This is a genomic window from Microbacterium sp. 71-36 (assembly GCF_001898305.1).
Taxonomy (GTDB): Bacteria; Actinomycetota; Actinomycetes; order Actinomycetales; family Microbacteriaceae; genus Microbacterium.
The window spans coordinates 282,903-294,699 of sequence record NZ_MKTP01000004.1; the positions used below are offsets into that span (position 1 = coordinate 282,903).

The window sequence follows — 11,797 nt, forward strand, 5'->3', positions numbered from 1 at the left end:
ATGACGAACGTCACCCCCACACCGTGACCCCCGCCCCAGGCACGGGGCCCGCGGCCGCGCGAGCATGAGGACATGACCTCCTCCACCACCGCCCCCGCCGCGATCGACGCGCGGGGCGTCGTCAAGAGCTTCGGCTCCGTCCACGCCGTCCGCGGCGTCGATCTGCGCGTGCAGCCCGGCGAGATCGTGGCGTTCCTCGGCCCGAACGGCGCCGGCAAGACCACGACGATCGACATGATCCTCGGCCTCACGAACCCGGACTCGGGCTCGATCAGCGTCTTCGGGCACACCCCGCGCGGCGCCGTCTCGCGCGGCCTCGTCTCCGCCGTCCTGCAGACCGGGGGTCTGCTGAAAGACCTCACCGTGCGCGAGACGGTCGAGCTCACGGCATCCCTCTTCGCCGAGAAGCGTCCCGTGGACGAGGCGTTGGAGCGGGCTGGCATCCGGGATCTGGCGAACCGTCGCGTCGGGCTGTGCTCGGGCGGCGAGCAGCAGCGGCTGCGATTCGCGATGGCGCTCGTGAGCGACCCGGCGCTGCTGATCCTCGACGAGCCGACCACGGGCATGGACGTCGAGGCGCGCCGCTCGTTCTGGAACGCGATCCGGACGGATGCCGCCCGCGGCCGCACCGTGATGTTCGCGACGCACTACCTCGAAGAGGCCGACGAGTACGCCGACCGCATCGTGCTGATGAGCCGCGGGCAGATCGTCGCCGACGGCACGACCGCCGAGATCAAGAACCTCGTCTCGGGTCGGGTCGTCCAGGCGACGATCCCGGATGCCGATCTGGCGGCGCTCGCGTCCCTGCCGGGCGTCGACTCGGTCGAGGCCGCCGGCGAGCGCGTGACGCTGCACACGCGGGACTCCGACGCCCTCGCGCGCCACCTGCTGACCACCACCGCCGCGCGGGATCTGGAGATCACCGCGCAGAACCTCGAGAGCGTGTTCGTCGCTCTCACCATCGACTCCTCGGCATCCGCCGACGCCTCGAACGGAGCAACCCGATGACCACCATCAGCCTCGACCGTCCCGCCCCCGTCCTGGGCGGCTTCACGCTCACGTATCTGCGGATCGAGCTGGTGCGGAAGCTCCGCAACCCGCGCGCGCTCTTCTTCACGGTGGCGTTCCCGGTGCTGATGTTCTTCATCATCGGCTACCAGATGCTCGATACGCCGCTCACGCAGGTGCCGATCGCCGATGGGGGAGTGTCGGTGGCCGCGTACATCATGGTGTCGATGGCGATGTACGGCGCGATGATGTCGGCCACCCAGACGGGCGCGGCCGTCGCGGTCGAGCGCGCGCAGGGGTGGACGCGGCAGCTGCGCCTCACGCCGCTGAGCCCGCTCGTCAACGTGATCGTGAAGCTGCTGGCCGGTATGGTGTTCGGACTCCTCGCCGTGGTCGCGACGTACGTGGTGGCATCCCTCGTCGGAGTCGAGCTGTCCGCGGTGCAGTGGATCGTGACCGGTGTCGCCGCGTGGCTGCTGGCGAGCGCGGTGTTCACGACGCTCGGGCTCATGGTCGGGTACATGGTGCCGGGCGAGAACGTCGCGCAGATCACGAGCCTCGCGGTGGTGCTGCTGTCGTTCCTCGGCGGGCTGTTCTACCCGCTGTCGTCGATGCCCGACTTCCTGCAGACGATCGGCAAGCTCACGCCCGTGTACGGCATCGCCGAGCTGGCGCGGTCGCCGCTGACGGGGGATGCCTTCGACCTCGGCGCCCTGATCAACGCGCTGGTGTGGCTCGCGGTGTTCATCGCCGGCACCGTGTACTTCTTCCGTCGGGACACGCGGCGTTCGTGAGCCGCTCTATCGTGAACGACATGGACGAGACGACCGGCCCGGGGCGCGCGCGCGCTTCGGGCCGGCGCTCGTTCACGCGGGGGTGGTTCGTCGGCGGGGGCATCTCGCTGATCTGGACCTTCCCGACGCTGCTGTCGATCTGGGAAGTGCCGGATCCTCTCGCTCACGCCGGGGGAACGGTGATCGTGGCGGTGTTCGCGGTGGTGTTCCTGCTCAGCGTCCCGTTCGCGCGGCGCACGCCGTCGCGCTGGCAGCGACTGATCCCGGCCGGGGTCATGTTCGCGCTGAGCCTGAGCCTGGTGTCGTGGATCGGCGGCGACGTGCGGTGGATGTGGACGTTCGTCGGCGTGGCCGTCGCGGTGTCGAGCGTCGCGCGGCGGCCGACGTGGGTCCTGGTGCTGTCGCTGAGCGCGCTGTCGTTCCTGGTGGGGGAGTGGAGCGGCGCCGACACGTTCACGAACGTGCTGAACTCGGCGATCATCCTCTCGATCTCGATCATGATGCTGAGCTTCGTCGAGAACATCATGAACCTCGAGCGGCTCCGCGCGGCGCAGGAGCAGGTCGCCGAACTCGCCGCCGAGCGCGAGCGCAGCCGGGTGGCGCGCGACGTGCACGACATCCTCGGTCACTCGCTCACCGTGATCACGGTGAAGGCCGAACTGGCCGGACGGCTGATGGATGCCGGCTCCCCGGCCGCCCGCGACGAGGTGGCGCAGATCGAGCAGCTGTCGCGCGGTGCGCTGTCCGACGTGCGCGCGACGGTGCACGGATATAGAGGAGTGAGCATCAGCGGCGAGCTCGCCGCCGCCCGCGCGGCGCTGGAGAGCGCCGGAGTCACCGCCGAGCTGCCCGGATCGACGGATCAGGTGCCGTCGGACCGGCGCGAGCTCGCGGGATGGGTGGTGCGCGAGGCAGTGACGAACGTGGTGCGGCACGCCGAGGCATCCGTCTGTCGGGTGTCGCTGGATTCTCGCTCGGTGGAGGTTGCCGACGATGGGCGTGGGCCGTCTGCTGCTTCTTCGTCGGGATCGGGGCTGTCCGGGCTGCGCGAGCGCGTCGAGACCTCGGGTGGCCGTATGACCGTGGGGCGCAGCGACCTGGGCGGATTCCGTGTGAAGGTGTCGTGGTGATCCGTCTGACCTTGGGCCGCAGCGGCCTCGCCGGATTCGGGGCGGGGTGACGTGGTGATCCGACTTCTCATCGCCGACGATCAGGCGCTCGTGCGCGGCGCTCTCGCGGCCCTCCTCGGTCTGGAGCCCGACATCGAGGTCGTCGCCCAGGTCGGCCGCGGCGACGAGGTGGTCGAGGCCGCCCGCGCGTCCGAGGCGACCGTGGCGCTGCTCGACATCGAGATGCCCGGCATCGACGGCATCGCCGCCGCATCCCTACTGCGTACGCAGGTTCCCGGATGCCGCGCCCTCATCGTCACGACCTTCGGCCGGCCCGGATACCTCGCGCGGGCCATGCAGGCCGGGGCATCAGGATTCGTCGTGAAGGACACGCCCGCGGCGGAGCTGGCGGATGCCGTGCGGCGCGTCTCGCAGGGGCTTCGGGTCGTCGATCCGGTTCTGGCCGCCGAGTCGCTGGCGCAGGGGGACTCACCGCTGACCGAGCGTGAGACCGACGTGCTCGCCGCCGCCCGCGCCGGAGGGTCGATCGCCGACATCGCGCGGATGGTGCACCTGTCGGAGGGGACGGTGAAGAATCACCTGTCCAGCGCGATCGGGAAGACCGGGGGGCGGAACCGGGCGGATGCCGTTCGCGTGGCGGTGGAGCGGGGGTGGCTGTGAGTCAGGGACGGTCGCGGTGACGTGTCATCGCGACAATCGGGAGGGGTGCGGCGAGAAGAAGGATCAGGCCCAGCACCGACATCCATGATCCGTCCACCGTCACCGCGTTCGATCCGGTCGAGTCGACGAACCCTCTGAACGTGGCCACGAAGGGGATGTCGATCGTGGTGCGGTTCACGAACGCGACGACCGCGAACAGTGCCGCTCCAATGCAGGTGACGCCGATCGCGATGGCCAACGAGCACAGGGCTACGAAGACGTGACCGGTGTCCCGGTAAGGGGCTATCGCACGCATCGGGCCGTGAACCCGTTCCGGGTGGAGAGCTCGGGGTACATGTTGCGCGCACGGCAGTAGTTCCACCAGTTGATGACGATCCAGGTCGCGATACCGAGTGCCGCGGCGGCCACTATTATGGCGGCTGCGGCCGTGACGACGATGAGGATCACCGGCAGCGGGTCGGCCACCACGGGGTAAACGACATCGCTCATGTGGCGGTGATCGACGATCTGCGTGAGCGTGCCCCCGTGGACGACGTATCGCGTGGGCACCGGCTTGCCCTCGGCATCCTTCGCCCACGCCGGCTCGAACGCCGCCTTGACCGTCCCGGCGGAGTCGACGACGCGAGCACCGCCATCGGGCGTCGTTTCGAGAACGTGACCCGAAGGAAGCGTGAGCGGGTAGGAGTACGACTCGGCCGCCTCTCGAGTCTCAATGACTGAGAGAAGCTGTACACCGCCCGCGACCGGGATCACCGCATTCGCGCTCTCACCCTCAGACGGATAGGTCACGATGCCCTGTTCTGTGCTGGTGGCCGAGGCGGCGTCCTCCGAGTGCGGCAGACCGATCGTCAGGCTGAAGTCCCCTACGGCGAGACGCACACCATCCGCAGGATCGCTCGGGATGTCGAGAGCCAGAGCTTCCGGTGAGGATGTGGGGTCGAGCGCGATTGGCGGGGTCGCAGTCGATACCGCATCACGGACCAAACCGTCACCCACTCCCTCGAGAGCGGTAACCATCTCAGAAGAGGTCACGGCTTCGCTCTCGCTCGCGGATGCCGAGATCCCGGGATTCACCACCGTGCTCGCCACGATCGTCGCTGCCACCGCGGCGAGGGCTACAACGAAGCGGTGCGTCGGGATGGTTGCGTCGTACATCAGGTCCCCCTGTCTGCGGGCGTGTCTGTGAGGGAGAAGCTAGTAGCGATGCGCATGTTTATGTGTGGCTGACTGGGACTCTCACCCGACGGGAGCCCTATCTTCGCCACCGCCTGAGTGAGACACGTATACATGCTTCCGTCGTATGCTCGCTGTGACACCCGGGCACGTCGTTGTTAGGAACGCGAATGCTGCTTGCGGGCAGATGAACCGAAGGCGATCAATGAAGGGCCGCGAGCAATGACCGAGATTCTCGAGTTGATTGGGAACCCCATCGTCGTGTGCATCCTCGCCGCCCTGATCGGGATCGGGATCGGGCTGGGCTTTGACGAGAAGAGTCGACTCCGAGGTTCGATCTCGATCGTGGCGGCCGTCGCGAGTGGTCTCCTCATCGGAGATGCGGAACCGGAGACTCCACTGGCGACACCCGTGCTGACGCTCGGCTTCACTCTCACGGTCATCACACTCCACTCACGGGCAACCAAGAGGCGGCGCGCGCGTTCAGCGGACTAATCGGCATCTGGCAGGCGTATGGCGACACGGTATAGCCCGCTCGTGCAGCTGCAGGTCGTGAGGGCACGAGATTGACCACCGTCGGATCCATTGCGCCGAAGTGGCTCTGATCTCTCTTCAGCACCGTTTGGATCGGACCTCGTCCGCGGTGCCCTCGCGGCCCTGCTCGGTCTGGAGCCCGACATCGAGGTCGTCGCCCAGGTCGGCCGCGGCGACGAGGTGGTCGAGGCCGCCCGCGCGTCCGAGGCGACGGTCGGGCTGCGTGACATCGACGGCATCGCCGCCCCGTCTCTTCTGGGCACGCAGGTTCCCGGATGTCGCGCCCTCATCGTCACGACCTTCGGCCGACCCGGGTACCTCGCGCGGGCCATGCAGGCAGGCGCATCGGGATTCGTGGCGGCCCGCGCCGGAGGATCGATTGTCGACATCGCCCGGATGGTGCACCTATCGGAGGGGACGGTGAAGAATCACCTGTCCAGCGCGATCGGGAAGACCGGCGGGCGTAATCGCGCGGATGCCGTGCGCGTGGCGGTGGAGCGGGGGTGGCTATGAGGGGCCACGGATCGGAATGACTTCGACCGAATGGGTCGCATTCTCCAAAGTCCCCGCAGCCCGCGCATTCGCACAGGCTAAATCGAGCGAAGAAAGTGAGCTCTAACGCCGAGTCTCCTCCGATTAAGTTCGATTCATGGCCACAATCACGCCGGCGCAACTCTCGATCGAGCTTCAGATTCCTCAGAAGCGAATCCGAGACTATCTGCGCTCGCTCTACGGAACCCTCCCCAGTGAGGAGCCACGGTGGCAGCTCACAGAGCAGCAGGCAGACGGTGTGCGAGCACGGTTCTCGGACGCTTCAGGTTCAGAGAAGCGGTGGCTTCTCGAACCCGGCGATACCGTGCGCAGGCGATCGATGCATGTCGCGTACGGCGGCCAACAGCAAGGCGGCATCTCTACCCCGCGCGGCCGTCCAGAGATTCTGATCTTCACCGACCCGGAGGCCGGGGCGAGGTTTGGATACGACCGCTACGAGGGTCTGCGCGAAGACGGTTCGTACGCTTACACCGGTGAGGGCCAATACGGGCCACAAGAATTTGTGCGGGGAAACCGAGCACTCCGAGACGCCGAGCGCGATGGCAAGACGATCCGCCTGTTTCGAACGAAGGGGACGTCAGCCACCTACGTGGGAGCATTCACAACAGGCGCTCCGACCTACACGATCGAGACCATTCCCGACGCCGACGGCAACCCTCGGGATGGCATCATCTTCAACCTGCTACCGCTGGATGCTCGAGTGGATCTGCTCCCTGCCTATGGCGGAGAGCTCGAGTCGGCCGAGAGCCCGGTGAGCTATGTCGGGACCCCACGGGTGTGGAGCCCTCCCGAGTTCACTGATGTCACCATCCCCAGAATGGAACACGCGCCGGGCGAGCGTGTGGTGTCGAGGGTCGAGTTCGAGCTCCAGGCGGCCTTCGGGGAATGGCTTCACACTCAGGGCGCCGCACCTGCGCGGCTTCCGCTCCGCGCCGGAAGCACTGTCATCGAGCCAGACCTGTGGGTTCCCGATAGGAACTGGATCGTGGAGGCGAAGCGCTCTACTGCGCGGGGGCACGTGCGAATGGCAATCGGGCAGGTCCTCGACTACGCACACGTCGCTCGCAAGGCGGACCTGGCAGCGGTACCGGTGGTACTTCTTCCGGGAACCCCGGAGATGGACCTCAGGGAGCTGATGGCCCAGCTCGGGATCACCCTCGTCACGCGGACGGAGGACGGTTTCCGAGTTTCCGTCCCAAGTTAGGCAGAGACCGACAGCAGACGTACGGCCGGCAGATCCGGGGCCGCCCATTCGAGCTCAGACAAGCGGTCAGTCGCAACCCACTCAAGTCGGTCGTGATCCGAGCTCGTCTCGGGCGCCGGGCCGACCAACTCGCAGCGCAGGCAACTCAGTCGGATGGTCACCTCTTCGAGGTCCGTATCGTCCGTGGTCAGCTCCCCGAGCACGCGGACATCGGTCGCCAACTCTTCGACGATCTCCCGTCGGAGCGCCTCGCTAAGTGTCTCTCCCTTCTCGACCTTCCCGCCGGGGAACTCCCAGAGACCGCCGGCTGACTTTTCGGGGAGCCTGCGACACGCGAGCACGGCACCGTCGCGCACGATCACAGCGGCCACGACATGAAGGGTTCGGCGCATACAGAGACGTTAGATGGCTTGGGGCCCGCCTCGGTAGGCGAAGGCAACGTTGCGAGAGGCGCCGTCAGTACCAATACGACGACCAATACCCCGAACCACGATCCCTGTACCGTGACCGCATGCGAACCGCTGTGCTCCACGTACCTGCGGAAACGAACGAGCTCACGGTGACGAAGAGGCGGTCTAGGTTGCCTTTCATCGTCAACGCACGCACCGCGCAGTAAAGCCGTTCCGCGTGGACAGCTCGGGGTACATGTTCCGCGAACGGCAGTCGTTCCACCAACTGAGGACGATCCAGGTCGCAATACCCAGGGCGACTGCCGCGACGACGATCGCCGCAGCCGTGGCGAACACGATCAGGATCACAGGAAGCGGGTCGGCCACGACCGGCGACGTGATGTCCGCGACCCCGCCATGCTCCACGACTTGGGTCAGGGTGTTCCCACTAATCGAATAGTGAGTCGGCATGCTCCTTCCTGCGGCATCCTTCGCCCACGCCGGCTCGAAGGCGGCCTTGACGGTGCCCGTAGCATCAACGACCCAAGCGCCTCCGTCTGTGGTGGCAACGAGCGAGTGGCCGGCAGGCAGCGTCAGGGGATACGCGCAGCTTTCATCGGCATCCCGGTTGTCGATCACCGAGAGCAGCTGGACACCCCCTCGTGGTCACGAAGGCGAAGGCATTCCAGTCAGGCGTCTCGCGAAACATCCTCTTGGCTCCCGAAGAAGCCTTCACTCGTTCAGGGCGAGCATGCGGCCGCCAGCGGGTGGCGACGCCGCCAATCCGCAACGCGTCCGACCTCTCCCTCCGCTGCGGTCCGGGTCCTCTTCGGCGTCAACGTCCTCGCCCGCTAAGGTTTGCGTTATCGAGACCGAACAAAGCCGCTGCGGCGGGGCATCGGAGAGAAGGGCAGAATGAGGTCGTTCGAAGACGCCGTCGCAGACTCGGACGTCATCTTCATCGTCGGCACAGGTGTTTCAGCTGCTTCGACCGCTGGAGCCGACACCGCAACCTGGATCGGCCTCATCAGGAGTGGAGCAGAGCGGGCGGCCCGCCTGAATCCCAACCTCGGCACACGGTGGAAAGAGATTGTTACGAGCCAGCTCGAGTATGGCTCGGTGGACATGGTGATTGGTGCCGCCAGCATTGTCGCCAATGCGATTCGGGACTTAGGAGACACCGCCTTCGCGGCATGGCTCCGCGAAGACGTTGGTGAGCTAACAGCGAAGGACACAACTGTTGCACGCGCGCTGCTTGCCTACCCGTTCCCAGTTCTCACCACTAACTACGACACTCTTCTCGAGGACGTGGGCAAACGCGACACAACTGACTGGACCGATGCGAGAGCGTTCCATGAGGTCGTCACTCGCGCAAGTGCCGCGATCGGCCACATCCACGGTGTCTGGAATAGACCCGACTCGGTCGTGCTGACCGCCACAGACTACGCACAACTTGGGGTCCACGAATCGATGCAGGCGTTAGAGAAATCGATGGCGACTCTCAAATCGATCGTGTACGTAGGCTTCGGGAGCGGCCTCGCGGATCCGAACTTCGGGGCGCTGCTCGCATGGCACCGGAGAGTATTCCCTCAATCGAGCACGCTTCACTACCGACTCTGCAGAGCAGACGAGGAAGCAGACCTTCTACGTGTGCATGCGAACGACCATGTCCTGCCAGTGGTGTATGGACGAGAGCATGCCGACCTCGCCCCATTCTTGAGCGAGCATTGCCCCGCAAGCGGGATGCTAACGACAAATGATGCAGGTCTCGCGCGCGATGTCGTCCAGGAGGCACGGGAGCTCCTTCGTGACTCTATGGTGAATGAGTCGGTCCTCGTTGACGCAGGCGCGGACGACCTGGTGCGGAGAGACCTGACAATTCCCCCGATCTTGCTGCCGGTACCTCACGCGAGCTTTGTGCGCGAGCGGCTTCGACGCGGACGCGGCGCTGAAGTCGAGCACCTCGACCCGTATAAGGAGGTCCAATCGCACGATTTCTTTGTCGTGGTTGGCGACGAGGGGTCTGGGCTCAGCACCACAGCCAAGTGGCTCGCCGCGCAATCCTCCGAAATTCTGGGATCGGCAGCGCCCATCTTTGTCAGATTCTCTGACTGCCGCTACAAACGTGACCCTCTCGGTTCAGCCGTGCGCACTGTCGCGATGAACTGTGGTCTCATCCCTGATAAGAACACCCGCTACCGGCACACGTTGTCGCAATTGACGATTTCCGGGCGTCAGTGCCACGGCTGTCTGAGCTAGTACTGAGTCAAGTGGTCGCCTCCGACGCCATTGTGAAGATCGTCGGCTGCCGCCAGGGTGAAGAGGATGAACTCGTCAGCAGGCTCAATGCGTCGGGCGTGACGCCGCGAGTCGTGTTTCTCGGTCGGATGCGGAAGGCTGACATCGTCACGCTCGCCGAAAAGCTCGCGCCAGGCCAGGGCAAGCACCTGGCTGGGGAAGCGATCAAAGTGCTCGAGACCGAAGGACTACGCAGGACACCTCTCACTGTTGCCCTGTTGCTCTATCTTGCGCATCGCGGGAGCGCACACGAGACACGCGATCAGGCGAGCATGTTGGATGCCTACACATCTCTTCTATTGGGAATTGGTAACCCCCACGAGAACACTACGGGTCTGACTGAGACTGATCTTGAGGCGATTCTCGGAAAGTACGCTGAGTCGCTAATTTGGGACGAGAAACCCAGCGTCAGCGAGACCGCCGCCGTGAGGATAATCAGTGAAGCCGTCTCGAAGTTCGGGTGGCAAGCAAATGCAACCGGCGTCTTGAACTTCTTTTTGCATCGGCGGATTCTCCGGAGACATGGCGAGTCAATCGAGTTCGCCCGCTACGCCTACTTCACCCTATTTGCAGCCAAACGCGCCGTGGTCGACTCCGAGTTTCGGGATCTTGTGGTCAACGATCTCTTCTACTACCAGCCAGTTGCAATGAAGTTGTCAGCGTTATCGCGAGCCGACGAGGATCTGCTTCAACGGGTTCGCCCACTCCTGGACGAAGAACTAGCTCTGGCGGTCGGCCCTGGTTCACCTTACGAACCGACGCCGCTGATAACTATCGACGAGCTCCCACCGCCCGACGACCCGATACCGTTAGACACGCCGCACAATACGGGTGACGGGGATGAGCTCGAATTTCCTGAGAGCGACTCCGCAGGCTCCTTTGGACTTATCAAGGCCGAGATGTCAACGCCGGCGCGCCTGCATCGCACGCTCTCTCTGGTGTCGACCATCCTGCGAGACCTCGACCAGATCGAGAACCTCAAACTGAAACAGTCGTTGCTTGTCGACACACTCGAGCTATGGGGGCGGTTCATCGCGGTACTCAGCGCAGACTCCTCGCTGAGCGACCTCCGGAGCGCGGTAGCACGCCACCTTGAGACAGACGGAGACAGCGACAGCGCGGATCACGCCGATCTTGCCGACTTTCTGAGCCGCTCAATCCCTGCAGGCACGGCTATCGGCGGCATGGAAATGAGCCTCTCCTCACCAAAGCTCACCTCAGTGCTTGATCAGGCATTGCACGACGGCGAACTAGCCAAGACCAACGAGCGGCTCACTGCTGCTCTCCTCCTCCATTTTCTTCTGCGTTCCCGGGGTTGGGCAGAGAAGTGCGTCTCCCTCATTACCCGTGCGGAGCCGACGTGGGTAATCACGCACTTCTTCCACGCGCTATGTCAGGATGCGTACGCGCAGGGTGTCACTCCCGAGGAAGACGCAATGCGTCTATGCAAGACGATCTACCTTAAACAGCAGTCCTTCTCTTCTCCGGACATTCGCTCAGCACACCTTGATCGCTATGTGCAGAGACTGCGGACCATGCGCGCGCGAAATCGCCATTCTGCATCCGGGAAGAGTGACGAAGCTTAGCCAGTTACCTGAGTTCCTCCTTGCTAGTGTTCCACCCCGAAGGCCACCGCCTCCTCCTCCGTCAGCATCCGCGACCGGATGAGGAACCGCATCCCGGTCGGCCCCTCGACCGAGAACCCCGCACCCCGCCCGGGCACAACGTCGATCGTCAGGTGCGTGAACTTCCAGTACTCGAACTGCGACTCCGACATGTAGACCTCGATCGGGTCGTCGAGGCCGACGTCGATGTTGCCGAGGTGCACGTCGCTGGGACCGGTGAGGAACATCCCCACCGGGTAACACATGGGGGAGCTACCGTCGCAGCAGCCGCCCGACTGGTGGAACATCAGCGGGCCGTGCTTCGCCGTCAGGTCGCGCAGCAGCGCGGCCGCGGCATCCGTCACGTCCACGCGGGAAAGTTCTGGCATCCGTTCTTCTCCTTCGAATCCGGAAACGGGTGTGACCCCCGGGACGAACCCGGGGGTCACCG

Annotated in this window: 14 protein-coding genes; 9 read left to right on the forward strand and 5 right to left on the reverse strand. The window is 65.0% G+C overall.

The window, feature by feature from the left end; all coding sequences use genetic code 11:
- Positions 1-72 precede the first annotated feature (72 nt).
- The 4 genes from BGO45_RS12820 to BGO45_RS12835 are packed head-to-tail and all read left to right on the forward strand — an operon-like array spanning position 73 to position 3,592.
- Positions 73-1,008 (forward strand): ABC transporter ATP-binding protein, encoded by a 936-nt coding sequence (locus BGO45_RS12820; protein ID WP_292694837.1) that lies wholly within the window; start codon positions 73-75, stop codon positions 1,006-1,008.
- On the forward strand, positions 1,005-1,802 hold the full coding sequence (locus BGO45_RS12825; RefSeq protein WP_292694839.1) for an ABC transporter permease: 798 nt from the start codon (positions 1,005-1,007) through the stop codon (positions 1,800-1,802). The genes BGO45_RS12820 and BGO45_RS12825 overlap by 4 nt, the downstream gene beginning before the upstream one ends.
- Before the next feature lie 20 nt (positions 1,803-1,822).
- The gene (locus tag BGO45_RS12830; protein ID WP_292694841.1) at positions 1,823-2,932 is read left to right on the forward strand and encodes a histidine kinase; all 1,110 of its coding nucleotides are present in this window, start codon (positions 1,823-1,825) and stop codon (positions 2,930-2,932) included.
- A 54-nt stretch (positions 2,933-2,986) separates the two neighbouring features.
- Positions 2,987-3,592 (forward strand): response regulator transcription factor, encoded by a 606-nt coding sequence (locus BGO45_RS12835; protein ID WP_076493636.1) that lies wholly within the window; start codon positions 2,987-2,989, stop codon positions 3,590-3,592.
- A gap of 1 nt (position 3,593) precedes the next feature.
- Here BGO45_RS12835 and BGO45_RS12840 read toward each other — a convergent pair whose 3' ends face one another.
- Together BGO45_RS12840 and BGO45_RS12845 are read right to left on the reverse strand one after the other, a co-directional pair.
- Entirely contained in the window at positions 3,594-3,830 is a 237-nt protein-coding gene (locus tag BGO45_RS12840; RefSeq protein WP_292694843.1) for a hypothetical protein, read from the reverse strand.
- 44 nt (positions 3,831-3,874) lie between these two features.
- The gene (locus BGO45_RS12845) at positions 3,875-4,471 is read right to left on the reverse strand and encodes a hypothetical protein (RefSeq protein ID WP_292694844.1); all 597 of its coding nucleotides are present in this window, start codon (positions 4,469-4,471) and stop codon (positions 3,875-3,877) included.
- 516 nt (positions 4,472-4,987) lie between these two features.
- On the opposite strand from BGO45_RS12845, the gene BGO45_RS12850 reads away from it, so the two are divergent.
- From BGO45_RS12850 to BGO45_RS12860, 3 genes are all read left to right on the forward strand, one after another.
- Positions 4,988-5,260, forward strand: a complete 273-nt coding sequence (locus tag BGO45_RS12850; protein WP_292694846.1) for a hypothetical protein — start codon at positions 4,988-4,990, stop codon at positions 5,258-5,260.
- Between the two features lie 90 nt (positions 5,261-5,350).
- Positions 5,351-5,812 (forward strand): response regulator transcription factor, encoded by a 462-nt coding sequence (locus BGO45_RS12855; protein WP_292694848.1) that lies wholly within the window; start codon positions 5,351-5,353, stop codon positions 5,810-5,812.
- A 136-nt stretch (positions 5,813-5,948) separates the two neighbouring features.
- On the forward strand, positions 5,949-7,055 hold the full coding sequence (locus BGO45_RS12860; protein ID WP_292694850.1) for a hypothetical protein: 1,107 nt from the start codon (positions 5,949-5,951) through the stop codon (positions 7,053-7,055).
- Here the strand turns inward: BGO45_RS12860 and BGO45_RS12865 are convergent.
- Both BGO45_RS12865 and BGO45_RS12870 read right to left on the reverse strand, forming a co-directional pair.
- Complete coding sequence (locus BGO45_RS12865) at positions 7,052-7,426, reverse strand: (deoxy)nucleoside triphosphate pyrophosphohydrolase (protein WP_292694852.1); 375 nt, start codon at positions 7,424-7,426, stop codon at positions 7,052-7,054. The genes BGO45_RS12860 and BGO45_RS12865 overlap by 4 nt on opposite strands.
- 222 nt (positions 7,427-7,648) lie before the next feature.
- Positions 7,649-8,083, reverse strand: a complete 435-nt coding sequence (locus BGO45_RS12870) for a hypothetical protein (protein ID WP_292694853.1) — start codon at positions 8,081-8,083, stop codon at positions 7,649-7,651.
- A gap of 276 nt (positions 8,084-8,359) precedes the next feature.
- Between BGO45_RS12870 and BGO45_RS12875 the strand changes: the two genes are divergently transcribed.
- Together BGO45_RS12875 and BGO45_RS12880 are read left to right on the forward strand one after the other, a co-directional pair.
- Positions 8,360-9,703, forward strand: a complete 1,344-nt coding sequence (locus BGO45_RS12875) for an SIR2 family protein (protein ID WP_292694854.1) — start codon at positions 8,360-8,362, stop codon at positions 9,701-9,703.
- 11 nt (positions 9,704-9,714) lie between these two features.
- The gene (locus BGO45_RS12880) at positions 9,715-11,328 is read left to right on the forward strand and encodes a hypothetical protein (protein WP_292694855.1); all 1,614 of its coding nucleotides are present in this window, start codon (positions 9,715-9,717) and stop codon (positions 11,326-11,328) included.
- Between the two features lie 23 nt (positions 11,329-11,351).
- Here BGO45_RS12880 and BGO45_RS12885 read toward each other — a convergent pair whose 3' ends face one another.
- Positions 11,352-11,735, reverse strand: coding sequence for a DUF779 domain-containing protein (locus BGO45_RS12885; protein ID WP_292694856.1), 384 nt, complete (start codon positions 11,733-11,735; stop codon positions 11,352-11,354).
- Positions 11,736-11,797: the final 62 nt, after the last annotated feature.